The organism is Brucella tritici (assembly GCF_008932285.1).
Taxonomy (GTDB): domain Bacteria; phylum Pseudomonadota; class Alphaproteobacteria; order Rhizobiales; family Rhizobiaceae; genus Brucella; species Brucella tritici.
This window is the reverse complement of the sequence record NZ_WBVY01000004.1, coordinates 373,812-394,455: the sequence shown is the minus strand read 5'-3', so window position 1 is coordinate 394,455 and position 20,644 is coordinate 373,812. Positions and strand designations below refer to the sequence as shown.

Genomic DNA, 20,644 nt, shown 5'->3' with positions numbered 1-20,644 from the left:
GGCCTCTATAGTAAGGCCGGTCTGAACATCCTTATGCGTGGGCCGCTATCCGGCTGCGTTCGCTAACGACTTGCAATGCCGCATTGGCTGCTTCCATGCCTTTCACCTTGAAGTGAGCATGGAAGAAGTCATGGTGCTCCTTGCTTTCATGGAAATGATGCGGCGTCAGGACGACGCTGAGCACCGGAACTTCTGTCTCAAGGCCGACCTGCATCATGCCGTTGATAACGGCAGTCGCCACGAAATCATGTCGATAAATACCGCCATCCACCACGAAAGCTGCGCCGACGATAGCCGCATACTGACCAGTCTTGGCGAGTGTTTTGGCATGAAGGGGGATTTCGTAGGCACCCGGGACGTCGAAGATTTCGACTTCTACGTTGGTGCCAGTCTTTGCGGATAGTTCCGCAACAAAGCTCTTGCGGGCTTCGTCGACAATATCGGCGTGCCAGCGGGCTTGTATGAATGCAATCTTGAAAGAAGTCTTGTTCGGATAGCTCTGGTTCATAGGTTCCTCACGAAACTAGAATCAGGGCGCACAAAAGAACGCATAGACGATGCCTAGGGCACAATCTTGACGCTCAATCGCTCTCTTCCATCCGGACTTTAACCGTCGGCTCCGGCATTTCACCGGATCTGCTGACCCTGAACCAAAACCGAATCGGCATCTGTTCAGGCGCTCGCGGGCTCGAAACTTTCGCTTCATACCGCCGGTGGGGAGTTTCACCCCGCCCCGAGAACAAGCCCGCACACCATTGTGCGAGCGGCGCGAAATTATGCCGTCGTCGCAAGCTTGTCCAGTGAAATAAGGGAAATTAACGGTTGCCGATTTTTCGGGTTGGGGAGGGATATTAAGAGTGCAGCTTGATAGGGATTAAGATGCAAGACACTGTCCTTGAGGCAGTAAGTCTTTAATTCGCAAGTTTTTTTCCTCGCGGAAATTCAATCGTTGGTTTCAATCGATTAAGGTTCTCTGATTTTATCTGTCGAGGGATATTGACACCCTGACGGGGTTTGGGCCTATCCTATGATAACATCGTGTCTTGCGGATATTTCGCATTCATAAAAGACAACGTTGTCAATTGTGTTGAAGCGGCGTAAGAGTGGGATGGAGGATTTCAGGAAAAACGTCGTGACGAATAGCCGGGCACAAGTGAAGGCGGAAGCTTTCGCATCGTATTGCGGCAGTGACTAGGAGGGGTCGGCTGTGTGGAGCAGCCGGTTCTGGGTCTGTGCCGAGAAGGTGCAGATGGGAATGACGAGACGGATTGCCGTACAGAAGCAATGGCTTGTCCGGGTATCCGATAGTTCTGGTTTCGTTTGTTTCTACGGGAGGTAGACATGCAAAAACTTTTAAAGCTCGCTGCGATGGGTACGGCTGCTTGTGCCTTGCTCGCCGGAATGGCCCCTGTTGCCAATGCGCAGGACAAGCAGAATGTTGAAGTTCTGCACTGGTGGACCGCTGGCGGTGAAGCTGCTGCGCTCGACGTTCTCAAGAAGGATCTTGAAAAGAAGGGCATTAGCTGGACCGACATGCCGGTTGCCGGTGGCGGCGGTACGGAAGCAATGACGGTGCTGCGCGCGCGCGTCACGGCTGGCAATGCGCCTACGGCGGTGCAGATGCTTGGCTTCGACATTCGCGACTGGGCGGAGCAGGGTGCACTTGGTAACCTTGATGAGGTAGCCACTAAGGAAGGTTGGGAAAAGGTTATTCCGGCTCCCTTGCAGGAGTTTGCCAAATATGACGGTCATTGGATCGCTGCTCCGGTCAACGTTCACTCCACCAACTGGATGTGGATCAATAAGGCAGCACTTGACAAGGCTGGCGGCAAGGAGCCTGCCAACTGGGACGAACTGATCGCGTTGCTCGATAAATTCAAGGAGCAGGGCATCACGCCGATCGCTCATGGTGGACAGCCGTGGCAGGATGCGACCATTTTTGATGCGGTCGTGCTGTCTTATGGCACCGACTTTTACAAGAAAGCTTTCATCGATCTCGACCCCGAAACTCTCGGCAGCGATACGATGAAGCAGGCTTTCGACCGTATGACGAAGTTGAGGTCCTATGTTGATGACAATTTCTCCGGTCGTGACTGGAATCTCGCTTCCGCTATGGTCATTGAAGGCAAGGCTGGTCTTCAGTTCATGGGCGATTGGGCAAAGGGCGAGTTCATCAAGGCCGGCAAGAAGCCGGGCGAAGATTTTGTCTGCATGCGCTATCCGGGTACGCAGGGCGCTATCACTTTCAATTCCGATATGTTCGCTATGTTCAAGGTCTCGGAAGATAAGGTTCCGGCGCAGCTTGAAATGGCATCGGCGATTGAAAGCCCGACATTCCAGTCGGCCTTCAATGTGGTGAAGGGGTCTGCTCCGGCTCGCACCGACGTACCGGACACTGACTTCGATGCTTGCGGCAAGAAGGCTATCGCCGACGAAAAGGAAGCGAGTGAAAAGGGCACAATGCTGGGCTCCATGGCTCATGGTTATGCCAATCCGGCTGCAGTCAAGAACGCGATCTACGACGTTGTAACACGCCAGTTTAACGGACAGCTTTCTTCGGAAGATGCTGTCAAGGAACTCGTGTCGGCTGTCGAAGCTGCCAAGTAACAGCATATGGGCGTCCGGGATATTCTTTCCGGACGCTTTTCATTCCAGGCGCTCTGAATATGGGCGCGCATTTGAAAGTGCTGGCAGCAACGGCCAGAAATCAAAACAACAATTGCATGATTTAGGTCTGCATGTTTCCATCGGAAATTGCAGCAGGCCGAACTTATTTAGTGCATTCGGTTGCGTGTAATAGAATAGCACCGGATTGCCGATCAAACCGATGTCCGGACCCTTGCCAGATAATTGGCGTGATTTCCGGCGGCGTGAACAGGGTGACGCAAATATGCAGCGTAACAGCCGATTACAGGAACTGGTGCCGAAGCTGGTTCTGGGACCGAGCTTTCTGATAGTGCTCGTGTTCGTCTATGGTTTCATCATCTATACAGGTGTTCTTTCGCTAACCAATAGTCGAATGTTACCATCCTATGGTTTCGTAGGTCTCACGAACTACACCAAACTTTGGGCTTTGCCACACTGGTGGCGTGCGATCACCAATTTGGCAATCTTTGCATCGCTCTACATCATTATCTGTTCGGTTATCGGGCTGTTTCTCGCGATCCTTCTTGACCAGAAGATTCGTGGTGAAGGCATTCTGCGCCCGATCTATCTCTATCCAATGGCGCTGTCTTTCATTGTTACCGGAACGGCGTGGAAGTGGTTTCTCGATCCAGGCATTGGTCTCGAAAACACAATGCATTTATGGGGTTGGGAGAGTTTCTCCTTCAACTGGATCAAGAGCAATACGATGGCAATTTACTGTCTGGTGATTGCAGCCGTTTGGCAATCTTCCGGATTTGTGATGGCCATGTTCCTTGCAGGATTGCGCGGCGTGGATAATGAAATCATCAAGGCTGCCCAGATTGATGGAGCATCCACGGGGACCATCTATCGCCGCATCATTATTCCGTTGATGCGTCCGGTGTTCCTGTCCGCTTTCGTGGTTCTCGCTCATCTGGCGATCAAGGCATATGATCTGGTTATTGCGCTGACCGGCGGTGGGCCGGGTCAGGCTACGGAATTGCCTGCAACGTTCATGTATTCCTACACGTTTACACGCAACCAGATGGGCATCGGTGCATCATCTGCAATCATCATGCTGGCAATGATCTTCTCGATCATTATCCCTTATCTTTACTCTGAAATTCGCGGAGGGTCGCGATCATGAGCGCCCAGTCGCAAGACAATGCCATCAACAGTGGAAAGCTGACGCGCGCGCTGATCTACACTGCGCTGCTGCTCTTCGCATTCTATTATCTGCTGCCGCTCTATGTGATGCTGGTCAACTCCTTCAAACCGCTTGAAGAAATCCGCCAGGGCGGCATGTTGAACCTGCCGCAGCAATGGACCATCGAACCATGGCTATCTGCCTGGTCTACGGCGCAGATCGGGGTACAGCCTACGGGGCTGAAGCCGTTCTTTATCAACTCGATCCTCATGGTCGTTCCTGCCGTTGCAATCTCGACCATTGTTGGCGCGCTGAACGGCTACGTCCTGACCAAATGGCAATTCCGTGGGTCGAACATCTTTTTCGGCCTGCTGCTTCTATCGTGCTTTATTCCGTTCCAGATTGTGCTCATTCCGATGGCGCGCGTTCTTGGTTTTCTGGGGATCGCTGGCACGATCTGGGGGTTGATCCTAGTGCATGTGGTTTACGGCATCGGATTCACGACGCTTTATTTCCGCAATTATTATGAAGCCTTCCCGACAGAACTGGTTCGGGCAGCACAGATCGACGGAGCAAGCTTCTTCCAGATATTCTGGCGTATTTTGCTGCCATCCTCAGGGCCGATCATCGTCGTGTCCGTGATTTGGCAGTTCACCAATATCTGGAACGACTTTCTGTTCGGAGCTTCCTTCTCGGGTGCGAATTCAACACCGATGACGGTTGCGCTCAACAATCTGGTTTCCTCTTCCACCGGCGTCAAAGAGTATAATGTCCATTTCGCAGGAGCCATTCTGGCGGCTCTGCCGACGCTGATCGTTTACATCGTGTCCGGTCGCTATTTCGTTCGTGGCCTGATGTCCGGCGCCGTTAAGGGATAAGTTGCAAATGTCTTTTCTTAAAATAACCGATCTCTACAAATCCTACGGCAATGTTTCTGTTTTGAAGGATATCAACATCGAGATCGACGAGGGGGGCTTTCTCGTCCTCGTTGGCCCATCTGGGTGTGGCAAGTCTACACTGCTGAACACCATCGCCGGACTCGAGCCGATCAAGTCTGGCGACATTGCGATTAATGGAAAGTCGGTTTCCGGCCTGCACCCATCCCAGCGCGATATTGCAATGGTCTTTCAGTCCTATGCGCTTTATCCGAACATGACCGTCGCCGGGAATATTGCTTTCGGCATGGAAATTCGCAAGGTCCCAAAGGCAGAACGTGACAAGGCTATTCAGGAAGTTGCCGATATTCTGCAGATCGGACATTTGCTGGACCGCAAGCCTAGCCAGCTTTCCGGCGGTCAACGTCAACGAGTGGCCATGGGGCGTGCACTGGTGCGCAATCCGCAGGTTTTCCTGTTTGACGAACCGCTCTCCAATCTCGATGCCAAACTGCGTGTCGATATGCGTACCGAGATTAAACGGCTGCACAGCCGGATGAAAACCACGATCGTTTATGTGACGCATGACCAGATCGAGGCAATGACGCTGGCAACCAAGATTGCCGTTCTAAAAGACGGTGTTTTGCAACAGTTCGGAACGCCAGCCGAGATTTACAACAATCCGGCCAACATGTTTGTCGCTGATTTCATGGGATCGCCAGCAATGAATCTGCTGACTGCCCGGGTCGAAAAGAACGGGTCGGGTTATGCAATTCACCTTGGGCGCGGTGACGGCGAACCGCTGAAGCTTCCATTGAAGGCGGCGCCCCAAGGACTCAGCGCGTATGAAGGCAAAGATATTGTCTTCGGTATTCGTCCAGAGGCACTCACCGATCCGGATGGAGCAGATCGCAATGCCGACGCAATCGTGGAAGGGGATTGCCTGATCGATGTTGTCGAGCCAGCAGGATCGGATACGTTTGCCGTCACGCGTCTGGGTGGCAAGCATGTCGTGGCACGTTTGCGTGCGGATGCCCGCATTACGGCAGGACAGTCAGCCCGGCTTGCATTCAACCTGGACAAGTCGGTTTTCTTCGATCCCGGCAGTCAGGGACGAATCCTCTGATCGTAAGGCTGCTTAAAACGAAAAGAGCGCTTCCATTTTATTGGAAACGCTCTTTTTCATGTCTGCCTGGAGGGCAAAAAACTTTGTTTGGGGGCGCACTTTAACGCAGGAAATCCAGCCCCAGAAGGCCGACTGCTAGCGCAGTGTTGAGTGAAATGATCATCATCCCGTAGATGATGGCGGTTCTTGTAATATCGTTCATTTCCTACCTCCTTGAACCGGAGCGGCCCCCCACCCGGTTCGAAGCCTCGTGAAACTGTAACGAAATGTAACAAGCTGTTACTGGAAGCGCAACCCCGTTTTACGCAAATGTGAACGACTGAAATTTGGCGTGAGAAATGCGGTATTGTGTGCCGACAGGGAAGTCGTTAAGTCAAAAACTGGCATAAATGGCTGATTTTATCGCATATTCACTGCAATGTGACGCCGTTCCGACTAGCAATAATTTGTCCGGCACTACATAGGATTTATCGGCTCTTTCATATCCGTGTTTCGGAATATTACCGTGAATCGCATCATTCCCCTCGTATTGGCCATCGCCCTGTTCATGGAGCAGATGGATTCGAATGTCATCTCGACGTCGCTTCCCGCTATCGCTGCCGACATCGGCACAAGCCCCATTGCACTTAAACTGGCGCTGACGGCCTACCTTGTCGCGCTCGCGGTTTTTATTCCGGTGAGCGGCTGGATGGCGGATCGCTTCGGTGCCAAAAATGTCTTTCGGGCGGCGATAGCGGTATTCGTGGTCGGCTCGGTTGCCTGCGCCGCTTCGAATTCATTGACCGCTTTTGTTATTGCACGGTTTTTGCAAGGTATGGGGGGCGCGATGATGACGCCGGTTGGTCGTCTCGTGCTCATTCGTTCAACTCCGCGCAGCGAACTCGTCTCAGCCATGGCTTGGCTGACAATCCCCGCGATGGTCGGCCCCCTGGTCGGCCCACCCGTTGGCGGCTTCATCACCACCTTTTTGACTTGGCACTGGATTTTCCTGATTAACGTGCCGATTGGCTTCGTCGGCATCTGGTTCGCAACACGGTTTCTGCCCGACACAGAAGAGCGTATTGTAAAGCGCCTTGACTGGACGGGGTTCTTTCTTTCAGGGATCGCGATGTCGGGCGTTGTGTTCGGACTGTCAGTCGTCAGCCTGCCAGCCTTACCGCCTGCGGTTGGCTTTACAACTCTTGCAATCGGCATCGTCTGTACTGTTCTCTATCTTCGGCATGCGAAGAGTGTTGATGATCCTCTGCTGAATCTTAAGCTTTTCGATAATCAGGTATTTCGTTCTGCCGTTATCGGTGGCAGCATTTTTCGGTTTGGGATTGGCGCGATCCCGTTCCTGCTGCCTTTGATGTTCCAGCTTGGTTTCGGTCTGACGCCGTTTCAGTCTGGTATGATGACTTTCGTTTCGGCTATTGGCGCTATCAGCATGAAATTCGGAGCAAAGCGTATTTTTGTCCGTGTTGGTTTCCGGCGCGCTTTGATGGCGGGCTCTCTGATTTCGGCCTGTTTCATTGCCGTCAATGGCTTGTTCACGCCAACGACCCCTTACTGGATCATCATCGGCTTTTTGCTGGTGGGAGGTTTTGCGCGCTCATTGTTCTTCACTGGTGTCAATGCGCTGGCTTTTGCCGAAATACCAGATGAAAAGACAAGTCAGGCGACGCCAATCACGGCAGTGGCGCAGCAGGTTTCTATTGCTATCGGGGTGGCTCTCGCAGGCGGTATCCTGGAAATCAGTACGTCGCTACGTGGAGCCCATCTTGAACTGGTGGACTTCCACATCGGCTTCTTTGTGGTTGCTGCTGTTTCTGCAATGGCTTTTCTGTGGTTTGCACGACTTGCACCGGATGCAGGCAAGGAACTTGCCGCTCCGACTGTCGTGAAACATCACAGCAAGGAGCGCGCAGCTGTTGAAGCTGCGAGCACCTCCGCCGGAAAATAAACCCCTAGCCCTTATAATCGCGAGCGAGCAGATAAAGCTCGACGGATTCTGCGCGGGATGCGGGCGGCTTTACATGATGCACTGAGCGAAATTTCTGCTTGAGCAATGCCAGGAGTTCGTTTTCCGTGCCGCCTTGAAATGTCTTGGTAAGAAAATGTCCGCCTGGCTTCAGAACCGAAATCGCAAAATCAGCTGCGACTTCGCAAAGATGCACGGTACGCAGGTGGTCAGTACGGCGGTGGCCGGTGGTTGGCGCAGCCATATCCGAAATGACCAAATCCGGCTTGTCGCCGAGCGCGTCCATCAGTTTTTGCGGAGCCTCATCATCAAGGAAGTCCATTTCCAGCAGAACAACGCCAGGCAGGGGATCGACATGGAGATAGTCGATGCCCACAACATGCGGGTTCTCGTCAGTTGAACCTACGATCTTGGCGGCGATCTGCGACCAGCCGCCCGGCGCGGCGCCGAGATCGATGATTTTCTGACCCTTCTTGAGCAGATCATACCGATCATTGATTTCAATGAGCTTATAGGCTGCTCGCGAACGATACCCATCCTGCTTGGATTTATGAACATACGGGTCGTTCAAGTGACGCTGAAGCCAACGGCGCGACGATTCCTTGATCGTGCCTGCCTTCTTCTTCACGCGCACCTGCAGATTGCTGGAACCCGCACCACCGCGACCGCCAGTTTTTACTCCGCCTTTGTTTCCGCCTGCCTTGCTCATTATCAGTGCCTGTTTCTAGCGCCTGTCGCGCGATTGTGTCGCCATGCGCCATCGCGCGACATCAGTTCGGTCAAAATGCCTTCACGCAGACCACGATCGGCAACAAGTAGTTTCTCGCTGGGCCACACTTTGCGTATCGCATCAAGAATAGCACAGCCTGCCAATACCAGATCGGCGCGGTCTGCGCCAATGCATGGGTTCGCTACACGGGCGTCAAAATCCCACGATAGAAGACGGTTGGTCATCTGTGTCACGTCGTCGGCACCCATCCACATACCATCGACCCGACGACGATCGTAACGATCAAGGCCAAGGTGAATCCCTGCCAGTGTGGTCACTGTTCCCGATGTGCCCAGCAAGTGGAAACGCGGGCTTGCCGTAAGATTTCCAAGACATTGACGCTCAGCAAATTGCGCAAGCAGATCGGTTACATGGGAAACCATGGATTCGAAGCTTTCCTGCGTGACGTTCCGTCCGCCGAACCGTTCCGCCAATGTCACAACACCGACCGGAAGAGATGTCCAGGCCATTATATGTTCTGCCAGGCGTGGGGAACGACGACGGGAAACATCAATCAGCGCGATTTCAGAAGAGCCGCCGCCAATATCGAATAGCACGACTGCATCCGTCTCGCGGGTAACCAGCGTGCCGCAGCCCGAGACAGCAAGCCGGGCTTCCGTCTGCCGGTCTACGATCTCCAGTTCAAGTCCCGTTTCTGCCAGAACCCTTTCCAAAAACGCTTCGCCATTCGAGGCTGAGCGGCAGGCTTCGGTGGCTATCAGCCGCGAACGCCGGATTTTCTTGCCTGCAAGTTTGTCACGGCAAATCTTCAGCGCTTCGACAGCACGATCCATCGCATTGTCGCTAAGTCGGCCGGTGGCACTCAAGCCCTCTCCCAATCGTACGATACGTGAAAACGCATCCACAACGCGGAATTGGCCCGGTCTCGTCGGTGACGCAACCAGCAGGCGGCAATTATTTGTGCCCAGATCCAAGGCAGCATAAAGCGGAGCATCGCCCTTTTCGGGGTGCGCGCCGTTAACGGCCCTCAATGTTTGGCCATTGCTGCCCTTACGTTTGTTTTGAGTCGAAGCATGCGGGTTATCCCCACGTGCACCGTTGTGCTGAGCCTTTGCTGTTATCTCGACTACCGGAGGCGTCTGTCCACCTTGCTGTCGTGCCTGCTTCTTCTTGCGAGCACGGCGACGGCGATTCGAGATTTTACCAGGGGATCGCTGTTGGTTGTTTTCTGCTTCAGTTGCTGTGGGCTTCTGTGCAGAAGATTCGACGCCAGGTACGGATTTGCCGCGCCGACGCCGACGCGCCCGTTTGCGCTGGCTCTGCGAGTTCGTGCCTTCGGTCTCGTCCTGTGATTTTGAGCGTCCTGAATCGGATGCACTACGGGCATTACCGATATCTGTAACGGCTTTTTTGCGCGGTCTGCGCTTGCCGTTATCGGACGGATTCCGGGCTTGCGAGTTGCCCGATTGTCCGCCGGACGCCCCTTGGTGCACCATTTCGGCGGTGCGCTCGTCGGGGTTCTTCAAGGTTCTTGTCCTTATGGCGCCGCGCGAACCTGTCAGGACGCAAGCAAGGCGCTTCAATTTCTACGTTGTGCATAATGTAACAGTGGTTTTCTGTTTTACCAAGGGGCAGGCTGTGGGGAGCCGCCGGAATTTTTTGAATGCACGTATGAAATTTGAGGCACCGGCGCGCCCGAGGGCTTTCGCTGGTGGCGAAAGCCCTTACGGAGTCGATATGTCTGGGCCTAGATGTCGTAAGTATGGGCAGCGTTAATTGTCGCAACGAATTGTTTGGTGCGCTCTTGCTTGGGCTTTGTGAAAATCTCGTGCGCAGTTCCGGTTTCGACGATATTGCCCGACTCGAGAAAGACGACATTTTTTGCAATCTTGGATGCAAGCCGTAGGTCATGCGTAGCAATCACCATCGTCGTGCCTTCCTTGGCGAGCTTGCTCAAAACATCAACGACTTCAGATGCAAGCTCGGGATCAAGCGCCGAGGTAGGCTCGTCGCACAAGAGTACACGCGGTGACGGAGCCAGTGCACGTGCAATCGCGATACGCTGTTGCTGTCCGCCAGAGAGCGTTGAAGGCCAAGCATCTGCTTTATGCGCCATGCCCACTTTGGTAAGCAGCTCCATCGCGCGTTCTTTTGCTTTGTCCTTTGGCCATTTTAGAACCGTAACAAGGCCTTCCATCACATTCTGTATCGCTGTCTGATGAGGAAAGAGTTGGAAGTTCTGAAACACCATGCCCGTCTGACGGCGGATTGACTGGATGGCTTGCCAGCTTGGCTTGCGGTCAGGTTCGAAGCTGAGGCTCTGGCCACCCAGAACAAGAGTGCCCGATGTCGGAATCTCAAGCAGGTTTATGCACCGCAACAACGTGCTCTTGCCGCCACCGGATGGACCAACCAATGCTGTCACTGTGCCTTCTGCTATCGCAACATTAATATCGTTGAGAATAACAGCATCATCGAAGCGCTTTACGATGTGTCGAAGCTCGATCATGCGTTTGTCTCCAGTGTGCCGCCATAGCGTCCGAAGCGCCGTTCAAGCCGCACTTGCAGGGCCGAAAGAACGGAACTCATCACCAGATAGATCAGGGCTGCTTCGATATAGAGGATGAGAGGTTCGTAGGTGGTCGCGACGATACGTTGTGCCGACTGGAAAAGCTCAGGCACCGTGATCGCGGCTGCAAGCGATGTGTCTTTTACTAGAGAAATAAAGGAGTTGGAGAGTGGCGGCACTGCAGTCCGGGTTGCCTGAGGCAGGACTGTACGTGCGAGCGCCTGACGCCAGCTCATACCAATGGAATATGCGGCTTCCCATTGACCTTTCGGAACGGCGGATATGACAGCCCGGATAATTTCTGAACTATAAGCACCAACGCTGAGAGAGAAACCAATCACGGCTGCTGGAAATGCATCAAGATAGATGCCTGCGCTTGGCAGACCGTAAAAGATCACGAACAACTGTACGAGGAGAGGTGTGCCGCGGAATATCCAGACATAAAAGCGGGCGATGGACGAAAGCCAGAGTGGCGCAAACAATCGCACAAGTGCGGTCAGCAATCCCAATGTCAAGCCGAAAGCAAAGGACAAAAGGGTGAGGGGAATGGTGAAGATCAAGCCCGCCCACAAAAGGGTAGGTAGAGATTCCACCATTAGTTGAAGCCAATCGGGCACGGTTTTCGGCTCCTCATCAATACTTGGAAGTCAGACTGAAATGAAGCTGGGCATCTTATCTTATACAGTCTGACATTCATGTCTTTGGAATAGTTTTTCACAATCACAATAAAACGAAGCCGGAAGTAGCTTCCGGCTTCGTGCATGAACCGGGGCCGACGCTTACTTGGAGACGTCCTGACCGAAATATTTCTGCGAAATCTTGTCGTAGGTGCCGTCGGCCTTGATTTCATCGAGAGCCTTGTTGATGGCTGCTACGAGATCGTCATCGCCTTTACGGACAATGATGCCCGAAGCATCTGCATTCTCCTTCTCGGCCACAATCTTGACCGGCGCCTTCGGCTGATGCTTTTTGAAGTCGAGGAAAGAGAGGCTGTCATTGAGCGTCGCGTCGGCACGGCCCGTCAGAACGAGCTGGATCGACTGGTCGAAACCGTCGGTGGCGACGAGCTCGGCCCCAGCCTCCTTCGCAAGCTTGCCATAGTTGCTGGTCAGCGATTGAGCGGACTTCTTACCCTTGAGGTCGGCAAAATCCTTGATCGTGTCGTCCTTGTCGTTGACGATCAGAACGACTTTCGAAACGATATAGGGATTGGAGAAGTTGAACTTCTTCTGGCGTTCTTCGGTAATGCCTACCTGATTGATAACGGCATCATAGCGCTTGGCATCAAGACCTGCGATGAGGCCATCCCATTTGCCTTCCACGAATTCCGGCTTTACGCCGAGCTTGGCGGCAACAGCTTCACCAATTTCCACATCGAAACCGACAAGTTTGTTTTCCTTGTCATGATAGGTAAACGGCGCATACGTACCTTCGGTGCCAATCTTCAAAACGCCAGCCGACTTGATGGCGTCGAGATTTTCTCCAGCCATTGCACCAGTGAAGAGGGCTGCCTGAATAATACCTGCGGTAGCGAGAATCTGAGCGAATTTCATTTTGGTATCCGTGATCTGGTTGATGTCCTATTGATCGCAGAAATTTAATTCCAATGATGCGTCGAAACCGGGTCGCAATTCCCCTCAATTGAGAGATTATTTCCAATTTTTGATAGTCGCATAGGATTGTATTCTATCTGAAGCGTTTGTCCAGATCAGGTGTAGAAGATGCTTCCGCATATAACTGAAAGTGGCGGTCTGCGATAACGAGTTTGAAAACGAAAAAGCCGCCCAAGGGGCGGCGTTCACTTCTCAAAAATGCCGGATTACTCCGGCTTGCCGTACCCACCGCCAGTCGGAGTGATGACGGTGAAGGCTTCGCCTGCTTGCAGAACGGTCTGGTCGCAATTGCCTAGCACATCCACTGAGCCGTCTTTGCGGCGCACTTCATTGCGACCGGTCTGACCGGCTTCACCGCCTTCCAGACCGAATGGCGCTACGCGGCGATGGCCGGAGAGAATGGCGAATTCGAGCGTCTTCAACGCGCGGATCGTACGCTTGGTGCCATCGCCCGCATGCCATTTGCCCTTTCCGCCGGAACCTTTGCGAATATGGAAGTCCTCCAGCAAGACGGGGAAACGGGTTTCCAGAATCTCCGGGTCGGTCAGGCGTGAATTGGTCATATGGGTGTGTACGGCATCGGCACCGTTGAAACCGGGACCGGCAGGAGCGCCGGAGCAAATGGTCTCGTAATACTGATACTCGTCATTGCCGAAGGTCAGGTTGTTCATGGTGCCTTGTGCTGCGGCCATCGCCTTGGTCGCACCGAACAGACAGTTAGTGACAGCCTGACTGACCTCGACATTGCCTGCTACGACTGCCGCCGGATATTGCGGCGAGAGCATGCAGCCTTCCGGCACGACGATCCTGATCGGCCGCAGGCAGCCCGCATTCATCGGAATGTCGCCTTCGACCAGCACGCGGAAGACATAGAGCACAGCCGCGCGGGTGACGGGTTCCGGCGCGTTGAAGTTGTCGGAACGCTGTTCTGACGTGCCGGTGAAATCGACCGTCGCTTCGCGCTTTTCCTTATCGATGGTGACGCGCACCTCGATCTGGCAGCCCTGGTCCATCTCATAGGTGAAGTGACCGTTCGGCAGCTTGTCGAGTACGCGGCGCACGCTTTCGGCGGCATTGTCCTGAACGTGGCCCATATAGGCTTTCACGACATCCTCGCCGAAAAGACCAATCATCTTTTTCAGTTCGGCAACGCCCTTTTCGTTGGCGGCGATCTGTGCCTTCAGATCGTTGACGTTCTGTGTCAGGTTGCGGACAGGGTAGGTGGCGCCAGTCAGTAGAGCGGCGAGCGCCTCTTCACGGAAGGTGCCGCGATCCACCAGCTTGAAATTGTCGATATAGACGCCTTCCTGCTCGATATTGACCGCAAGCGGCGACATGGAACCCGGCGCTATGCCGCCAATATCCGCATGGTGGCCACGGCTAGCGACCCAGAATCGGATTTCGCGATTCTTATCATCGAAAACTGGCGTGCAGACGGTGAGGTCGGGAAGATGGGTGCCGCCATTGTATGGCGCGTTGATGAGGAACACGTCACCCGGCTTGATGTCGCTGTTCTCGCGGATGGCGGTCGCGACCGATGCATCCATGGAACCGAGATGCACGGGCATATGCGGTGCATTGGCGACGAGATTGCCGGCGGCGTCGAAAACTGCACAGGAGAAGTCGAGGCGTTCTTTTATGTTCACCGAATAAGCGGTGTTTTGAAGCGTCACGCCCATTTGCTCGGCAATAGACATAAAGAGATTGTTGAAAATCTCCAGCATGACCGGATCGGCTTCGGTGCCGATGGCCGTGCGCGTAGGCAGCGCCTTAATGCGCGTCAGTACCACGTGGTCATGGGCGGTCAGGCGCGCCTGCCAGCCATCTTCGATGACGATGGTCTGGTTCTTCTCGATGATGATCGCCGGGCCGGTGACGGTCTGGCCGCGCTGCATCTGCTCCCGCAAGACAACGCCTGCGTCGTGCAACTCGCCTTGCGAGAAGAAATTGGTTCGCTTGGCCGTTGCAGCTTCCAGATCGCTGTCGAGCGATTGGGCGCTTTCGGTCTCGCCTGCGCCACCACCTACGGCTTCAACTTCCACGGCATCGATAACAAGAGCCTTGTTTTCCGCAATAAAGCCAAAGCGACGCTTATGGGCTGCCTCGAACTCGGCGCGAAGACGATCAGCATTGTCCTCTGCGGGGAAGGAGGCTTCAACGGACAGCACCGTGTCGGTGCCCGCATAGCGGATATGCGCTCGCAGGTGACGCTGTACGGCTACGGCCTCGATACCTTGGGTCAGAAGTTCGGCAACGCATTCCTGCGCCAGTTCTTCGCCGAGTTTCTTCAGGGCTGCGGGCGCTGCTGGATCAAGCGCGACGCCGAGCGCCTTTTGACGGGTAGCGCGAATATCAGCAAGACCCATGCCATAGGCGGAAAGCAGACCGGACATCGGATGGAGAAGAATATTCTTCATGCCAAGCGCATCGGCTACGAGGCAGGCGTGCTGACCGCCTGCGCCACCGAAACAGTTGAGCGCATAGCGCGTCACATCATAGCCGCGCTGGACGGAAATTTTCTTGATAGCCTCGACCATATTGGCAACCGCAATGCGGATGAAGCCATCGGCAACTGCTTCCGGCGTACGGCCGTCGCCGATTTCGGCTGCAAGCGCGGTGAAGAGTTCCCGCACCCGTTCCACATCAAGCGGCTGGTTCTGTTCGGAACCAAAGATCGCCGGGAAGAATTCCGGCAACAGCTTGCCCAGCATGACATTGGCGTCGGTGACGGCGAGCGGACCGCCATTGCGGTAGCAGGCTGGACCGGGATTGGCGCCTGCCGAATCCGGGCCGACGCGGAAACGTCCGGCGTCATAATGCAGGATCGAGCCGCCGCCTGCGGCGACCGTGTGGATCAGCATCATGGGCGCGCGAACGCGCACTCCGGCCACTTCCGTTTCGAAAGCGCGTTCATATTCACCGTCGAAATGCGCGACGTCCGTGGAGGTGCCGCCCATGTCGAAGCCGATGACTTTCGGGAAACCTGCCGTTTCGCCGGTACGGGCGAGGCCGACAACGCCGCCTGCCGGGCCGGAAAGGATCGCATCCTTGCCCTGAAACAGATCGGCTGCCGTAAGACCACCAGACGACATCATGAACATGACGCGCGCGCCGGTGCGCTCGACATCCAGTTCGTTGGATACTTGCGCAACATAACGGCGGAGAACTGGCGACAGATAGGCATCGACGACCGTGGTATCGCCACGCCCGACCAGCTTGATCAGTGGGGAAACCTCGTGGCTGACGGAGACCTGTTCAAAGTCGAGACCACGCGCAATGCGAGCAATTTCAGCCTCATGCGCGGGGAACTTATAAGCATGCATGAGGGCGATGGCGACGGATTTGTAGCCCTGTTCCTTTAGCGTAACCAGTACGGCTTCGGCCTCGGCGGGATCGAGCGCCGTTTCAACTGTGCCGTCTGCCTGAACACGTTCGTTCAGCTCCACGACCTTTTCATAAAGCGCTTCCGGCTTGATGATTTCAGTCGCAAAGATGTTCTTGCGCTCCTGATAGCCAATGCGCAGCGCATCGCGAAAGCCCTTGGTGGTGACAAGAGCCAGCCGCTCGCCCTTGCGCTCGAGAAGCGCATTGGTCGCGACCGTCGTGCCCATGCGAACTTCGCCAATGATTCCGGCGGGAACAGCTTCGCCGGTCTCGAGGCCAAGATGCAGACGAATGCCGTGAACGGCGGCATCCTTATAGGCAGACGGGTTTTCGGAGAGAACCTTGCGTGCATGGAGCTGGCCCTGCGGATCCCGCCCGATGACGTCCGTAAACGTACCGCCGCGGTCGATCCAGAAGTCCCATACTCCGCGTCCCGTTCCGCTCATCGCTGGCTCCCTCACACAAAATTCCAGATGCATTGAGTTGTGTATTCTGAAAACACTTCTGAAATTAATAGTCACATTTTATTGACAAAATGTCGATAAGATGATGACATAAAATTCACATAAAAGCGGGAGCGTCAAAATGGGTAAAGATAAGGCTCTTGAGGAAGAGCCTAAAACCGGAGACGAAATACAGGAGGCTGGCTTCGATGAAGTCACGCTGCCCAAGCATTTACGCCCGGTTGCCTCGATAGGCCCCATTGTTTCGTCCGCGCATCTGGCTGAAGGCGGTTCGCCCGGCATGTCCGAGGTTGAATATGGCCTCATTCTCGCATCGCACGCCTTTTCACGCTGGATGGTTCGCTGCATGGCCGCGGCGGGATTGCCGGGGCTTTCGCCCATTGAAGTGTTGATTCTCCATTCGATCCGCCATCGTGATCGCGAGAAGAAGCTTGCCGATATCTGCCTCGTTCTCGACATTGAAGACACGCATATTGCCACCTATGCCATTCGCAAGCTTGAAAATGCCGGCTTGCTGACGACCGGCAAGGCGGCAAAGGAAAAGACGGTGAAGATCACCGCCAAGGGCGCCGATGCCTGCGCGCGCTATGCGCAGATTCGCGAGCGTCTTCTGGTTGATTCCACCTTAAATGCGCGCCCATCGGAAGAAACGCTTTCCGAAGTGGCCGCCCTTCTGCGCTTCATGTCCGGTGCATTCAATCAGGCCACGCGGTCTGCCATCACACTTTAAGAGGGTTGAAAGTTTGAGCGGAACCGAGTTGAGCGAACCAGTTTCAAAACCTCTGCTGACCGTCGATGGGCTCAGTGTCGAATTTGGCGCGAGCCGTGTCGTTGACGATCTGAGCTTCTCGGTCCATCCCGGTCGCACGCTGGCTGTGGTGGGTGAATCCGGTTCGGGCAAGTCCATCACATCGCTTTCCATCATGCGGCTTGCCGATATGAGCGGCGCGAAATTCCCGTCCGGCCGCATTCTGTTTGGCGAGCGCGATCTGCTCAAGGCCGATCAGAAGACGATGCGGGGCATTCGCGGCAAGGAGATCGCCATGATCTTCCAGGAGCCGATGACGTCACTCAATCCGGTTTTCACCATCGGTAATCAGCTATCCGAAGTGCTGATGTTGCATGAAGGCATGACCCAGCAGGCGGCGCTTGCCGAGGGGAAGCGACTTCTGGAAATGGTTCGACTGCCGGATGCGGAAGGGCTGCTGAAGCGCTATCCGCATCAGCTTTCCGGTGGTATGCGCCAGCGCGTCATGATCGCCATGGCTCTTGCCTGCCGCCCGAAGCTGTTGATCGCCGATGAGCCGACGACGGCACTCGATGTGACCATTCAGGCCCAGATACTGCACATTATCAGAGATTTGCAGCAAGAGCTTGAAATGGCGGTAATTTTCATCACGCACGACATGGGCGTGGTGGCGGAAATGGCCGACGATGTCGTCGTCATGTGGAAGGGCAGGAAGGTCGAGGAAGGCCCGGTCGGGCAGATTTTTTCGAAGCCGGAACATGCCTATACCAAGACGCTGCTGTCGGCAGTGCCGAAGCTTGGCAGCATGACGGGCGAAGCATTCCCCAAGCGAATGCCGGTCATGACCATGCGCGACGGTGTGCCTGTTCTGACGGGTGAGGAGCGCATTCAGGACACGGCGCGTTATGGCGACAAGCCGTTGCTTTCCGTGGACGATCTTTACGTGCGCTTTCCGATCAAGAAGAACCTGTTTGGCAAGATCACCCATGTCTGTAACGCGGTGTCGAAGGTCGCATTCGATATTTATCCGGGCGAAACGCTGGCGCTGGTCGGTGAATCCGGTTCGGGCAAATCGACCATTGGGCGCACCATCCAGCAATTGCAGACGCCGCTTTCCGGCGATATCCGTTTCAACGGCAAGGCCTATTCGGCCATGAGCGCTGCCGAGCGTTATGCCATGCGCCGTGAAGTGCAGTATATTTTCCAGGACCCGTTCGCATCGCTCGATCCACGCAAGACGGTCGGCTTTTCCATTGCAGAACCCATCCGCACGCATGGCCTTCTCGACAATGACAAGGCAATCAATGCGCGCGTGGCGGAATTGCTGGAGCGGGTTGGCCTTGGTCCGGAACACGCCAAGCGCTATCCGCACGAGTTTTCCGGCGGTCAGCGCCAGCGCGTCTGCATAGCGCGTGCACTTGCCTCCAAGCCTAAGCTCATCATCGCCGATGAAGCCCTGTCGGCGCTCGATGTTTCCATTCAGGCTCAGGTCATCAACCTGTTCATGGACCTGCAGAAAGAGCAGGGCTTGGCTTATCTCTTCATCAGCCATGACATGGCGGTGGTCGAGAAGATGAGTCATCGCGTCGCTGTCCTTTATCTAGGCCAGATCATGGAACTCGGCTCGCGGCAGCAGGTGTTTGAGACACCGTCACATGATTACACGAAACGGCTTCTCTCGGCTGTGCCGATTGCCGATCCGTCGGCGCGTACCAACCGGCCTGCGCTGGAAGGTGAAATTCCAAGCACGACACGCCGGATCGACGACAAACCGTCGATCTATCGCCATCGCGAAGTCGCAACCGGGCATTTCGTGGCCGAAACAGCCTGAGGCATAAAGTTCAACAGAAACCCAAAGGGGAAAAACAATGATAAGGAAAACACTTAAAGCCGTTCTCATGGCTTCCGCTCTCTCGGCGGCAGTGTTTGCATCTGCTCCGGCTTTCGCTGCCGGAAAGCTGACCGTTTCGTCGCCACAGGACCCGGGCAGCTGGGATCCGATCGACACTTTCCTCGTCAACTGGGCTTCTGTCGCCACCAATATTTTCGATGGTCTCGTCTATCGCGGACCAGACCTCAAGATTGTTCCGGCGCTCGCGACCTCGTGGGAAGAGTTGGACGAAGGCAAGCGCATTCGCTTCCATCTGCGTGAGAACGTTAAGTTCCAGAACGGCGAGCCGTTCAATGCCGACGCCGTCAAGTTCACCTTTGAGCGTTTGCTCGGTCACGAAGGCGCGAAAGGCCCGCAGCGTTCGAATTATATCGCCATCGAAAAGGTGGAGGTCATCGACGACAAGACCGTTGATTTTCATCTGAAAGCACCAGATCCAGTTCTTATCACCAAGCTGGCCGGTTACGGTGGCATGATTGTTCCGCCAAAGTACATTCAGGAAAAGGGCGACGATTATTTCAACACCCATCCGGTTGGCACCGGACCTTTCAAATTCGTGTCCTATGAGCCGAAGGTAAACATCAAGCTTGAGGCTTTCGCCGATCATTGGGGCGGCGCGCCGAAGCTTTCCGAACTGGAATATCGCTTCATCACCGAGCCTTCGACCGCTGTTGCCGAACTTCAGGCCGGTCGCGTCGATCTGGTCATTCCGCCGACCATTCCGATTGGCATGATCCCGACCATACAGAGCGATCCGAAGCTGCAACTTCTCACGGCATCCGGTCCAACCGTTTATGCATTGCGCTTCAATACGGCTGACGGAATCACCAAGGATGAGCGCGTGCGCAAGGCGCTGATTATGTCTGTGGATCGCGACGCGATCATTCAGTCCATTCTGGCAGGTCAGGCAGAGCCGATTGCAAGCTTCCAGGGTTCGCTGTCCTTCGGCTTCGATCCGAACATGAAGCCACTGCCTTACGACCCGGAAGGCGCAAAGAAACTGCTCGAAGAAGCGGGTGTTCAGCCCGGTGCAAATGTCCAGATTGACGTGCGTGGTCAGGATGCAAGCTTCAATGAAGTGGCGCAGGCCGTCGCGAGCTTCCTGCAGATGGTCGGTATCAATGCAACGATCAAGCCTTACGACACCAATGTTCTGCTGAACGACATCATTCCGCAGGGCAAAACCGGCGCAATGTTCCAGCAGTCCTGGGGCGGTTGGACCTTCGATTACGATAACACCGCTTATTCCATGTATCATTCGGGCGAGAAGTGGAACCCGTACGACAAGGACGAAAAGCTCGACAAGATGCTGGAAGCGCAGCGTTCGGTTCTTGATCGTGGTGAGCGTGAAAAGCTCCTCCAGGAAATCGCGCATTACGCGGCCAACCGCGCACTGGAAATGCCGCTCTATAACCTCAAGGCAATCTTCGGCGTCAACAAGCGCGTGAAAAACTTTGTGCCGGTTCCCGACAGCCGTCTCCGTCTGACGGACGTTACTGTCGAATAAGCAAG

At 54.8% G+C, this 20,644-nt stretch carries 15 protein-coding genes and 1 riboswitch; of the genes, 8 read left to right on the top strand and 7 right to left on the bottom strand.

Translation table 11 applies throughout. The features are described 5' to 3' along the window. Positions 1-31: 31 nt before the first annotated feature. Positions 32-508 carry a 6,7-dimethyl-8-ribityllumazine synthase gene (locus F9K94_RS16380; RefSeq protein ID WP_061347048.1) on the bottom strand — a complete coding sequence of 159 codons (477 nt, stop codon included), beginning with the start codon at positions 506-508 and terminating at the stop codon, positions 32-34. 75 nt (positions 509-583) lie between these two features. Further along, positions 584-745: riboswitch (FMN riboswitch) on the bottom strand. Positions 746-1,341: 596 nt separating this feature from the next. Here F9K94_RS16380 and F9K94_RS16375 point away from each other — a divergent pair. The 5 genes from F9K94_RS16375 to F9K94_RS16355 all read left to right on the top strand — a co-directional run bounded on the left by F9K94_RS16375 (position 1,342) and on the right by F9K94_RS16355 (position 7,715). Next, positions 1,342-2,607 carry an ABC transporter substrate-binding protein gene (locus F9K94_RS16375; protein ID WP_061347049.1) on the top strand — a complete coding sequence of 422 codons (1,266 nt, stop codon included), beginning with the start codon at positions 1,342-1,344 and terminating at the stop codon, positions 2,605-2,607. Positions 2,608-2,890: 283 nt separating this feature from the next. Next, the gene (locus F9K94_RS16370) at positions 2,891-3,772 is read left to right on the top strand and encodes a carbohydrate ABC transporter permease (protein ID WP_061347050.1); all 882 of its coding nucleotides are present in this window, start codon (positions 2,891-2,893) and stop codon (positions 3,770-3,772) included. Then, positions 3,769-4,650 carry a carbohydrate ABC transporter permease gene (locus F9K94_RS16365; RefSeq protein WP_061347051.1) on the top strand — a complete coding sequence of 294 codons (882 nt, stop codon included), beginning with the start codon at positions 3,769-3,771 and terminating at the stop codon, positions 4,648-4,650. The genes F9K94_RS16370 and F9K94_RS16365 overlap by 4 nt, the downstream gene beginning before the upstream one ends. A 7-nt stretch (positions 4,651-4,657) precedes the next feature. Then, positions 4,658-5,773 carry an ABC transporter ATP-binding protein gene (locus F9K94_RS16360; RefSeq protein ID WP_151646959.1) on the top strand — a complete coding sequence of 372 codons (1,116 nt, stop codon included), beginning with the start codon at positions 4,658-4,660 and terminating at the stop codon, positions 5,771-5,773. Between the two features lie 505 nt (positions 5,774-6,278). Continuing rightward, on the top strand, positions 6,279-7,715 hold the full coding sequence (locus F9K94_RS16355) for a DHA2 family efflux MFS transporter permease subunit (protein WP_151646957.1): 1,437 nt from the start codon (positions 6,279-6,281) through the stop codon (positions 7,713-7,715). Positions 7,716-7,719: 4 nt separating this feature from the next. On the opposite strand, the gene F9K94_RS16350 is transcribed toward F9K94_RS16355, so the two are convergent. The 6 genes from F9K94_RS16350 to F9K94_RS16325 form a co-directional block, all read right to left on the bottom strand. Continuing rightward, positions 7,720-8,442: an RlmE family RNA methyltransferase gene (locus F9K94_RS16350; protein WP_151646954.1), complete on the bottom strand. Its 723-nt coding sequence runs from the start codon at positions 8,440-8,442 to the stop codon at positions 7,720-7,722. Positions 8,443-8,444: 2 nt separating this feature from the next. Continuing rightward, the gene (locus F9K94_RS16345; protein ID WP_151646952.1) at positions 8,445-9,989 is read right to left on the bottom strand and encodes a Ppx/GppA phosphatase family protein; all 1,545 of its coding nucleotides are present in this window, start codon (positions 9,987-9,989) and stop codon (positions 8,445-8,447) included. A 221-nt stretch (positions 9,990-10,210) separates the two neighbouring features. After that, a complete protein-coding gene (locus F9K94_RS16340; protein ID WP_061347056.1) occupies positions 10,211-10,972 on the bottom strand; it encodes an amino acid ABC transporter ATP-binding protein in 762 nt (253 codons plus the stop codon). Then, on the bottom strand, positions 10,969-11,649 hold the full coding sequence (locus F9K94_RS16335; RefSeq protein WP_061347057.1) for an ABC transporter permease subunit: 681 nt from the start codon (positions 11,647-11,649) through the stop codon (positions 10,969-10,971). Before F9K94_RS16335 ends, F9K94_RS16340 begins: the two co-directional genes overlap by 4 nt. 162 nt (positions 11,650-11,811) lie before the next feature. Then, positions 11,812-12,585 carry an amino acid ABC transporter substrate-binding protein gene (locus tag F9K94_RS16330; RefSeq protein ID WP_109986465.1) on the bottom strand — a complete coding sequence of 258 codons (774 nt, stop codon included), beginning with the start codon at positions 12,583-12,585 and terminating at the stop codon, positions 11,812-11,814. Between the two features lie 266 nt (positions 12,586-12,851). Then, the gene (locus F9K94_RS16325) at positions 12,852-16,475 is read right to left on the bottom strand and encodes a hydantoinase B/oxoprolinase family protein (protein WP_151646950.1); all 3,624 of its coding nucleotides are present in this window, start codon (positions 16,473-16,475) and stop codon (positions 12,852-12,854) included. A gap of 139 nt (positions 16,476-16,614) precedes the next feature. On the opposite strand from F9K94_RS16325, the gene F9K94_RS16320 reads away from it, so the two are divergent. Genes F9K94_RS16320 through F9K94_RS16310 form a run of 3 tightly spaced genes read left to right on the top strand, consistent with a single transcriptional unit; the run spans position 16,615 to position 20,639 of the window. After that, a complete protein-coding gene (locus F9K94_RS16320; RefSeq protein ID WP_192799517.1) occupies positions 16,615-17,223 on the top strand; it encodes a winged helix DNA-binding protein in 609 nt (202 codons plus the stop codon). A 13-nt stretch (positions 17,224-17,236) separates the two neighbouring features. Continuing rightward, positions 17,237-19,072, top strand: a complete 1,836-nt coding sequence (locus F9K94_RS16315) for an ABC transporter ATP-binding protein (protein ID WP_061347061.1) — start codon at positions 17,237-17,239, stop codon at positions 19,070-19,072. A 37-nt stretch (positions 19,073-19,109) separates the two neighbouring features. After that, entirely contained in the window at positions 19,110-20,639 is a 1,530-nt protein-coding gene (locus tag F9K94_RS16310) for an ABC transporter substrate-binding protein (RefSeq protein ID WP_151646948.1), read from the top strand. Positions 20,640-20,644: the final 5 nt, after the last annotated feature.

Bases quoted from the DNA above. Each gene is read 5' to 3' on its own strand.
- F9K94_RS16380 (WP_061347048.1), bottom strand. From the start codon at position 508: ATGAACCAGAGCTATCCGAACAAGACTTCTTTCAAGATTGCATTCATA.
- F9K94_RS16375 (WP_061347049.1), top strand. From the start codon at position 1,342: ATGCAAAAACTTTTAAAGCTCGCTGCGATGGGTACGGCTGCTTGTGCC.
- F9K94_RS16370 (WP_061347050.1), top strand. From the start codon at position 2,891: ATGCAGCGTAACAGCCGATTACAGGAACTGGTGCCGAAGCTGGTTCTG.
- F9K94_RS16365 (WP_061347051.1), top strand. From the start codon at position 3,769: ATGAGCGCCCAGTCGCAAGACAATGCCATCAACAGTGGAAAGCTGACG.
- F9K94_RS16360 (WP_151646959.1), top strand. From the start codon at position 4,658: ATGTCTTTTCTTAAAATAACCGATCTCTACAAATCCTACGGCAATGTT.
- F9K94_RS16350 (WP_151646954.1), bottom strand. From the start codon at position 8,442: ATGAGCAAGGCAGGCGGAAACAAAGGCGGAGTAAAAACTGGCGGTCGC.
- F9K94_RS16340 (WP_061347056.1), bottom strand. From the start codon at position 10,972: ATGATCGAGCTTCGACACATCGTAAAGCGCTTCGATGATGCTGTTATT.
- F9K94_RS16330 (WP_109986465.1), bottom strand. From the start codon at position 12,585: ATGAAATTCGCTCAGATTCTCGCTACCGCAGGTATTATTCAGGCAGCC.
- F9K94_RS16325 (WP_151646950.1), bottom strand. From the start codon at position 16,475: ATGAGCGGAACGGGACGCGGAGTATGGGACTTCTGGATCGACCGCGGC.
- F9K94_RS16320 (WP_192799517.1), top strand. From the start codon at position 16,615: ATGGGTAAAGATAAGGCTCTTGAGGAAGAGCCTAAAACCGGAGACGAA.
- F9K94_RS16310 (WP_151646948.1), top strand. From the start codon at position 19,110: ATGATAAGGAAAACACTTAAAGCCGTTCTCATGGCTTCCGCTCTCTCG.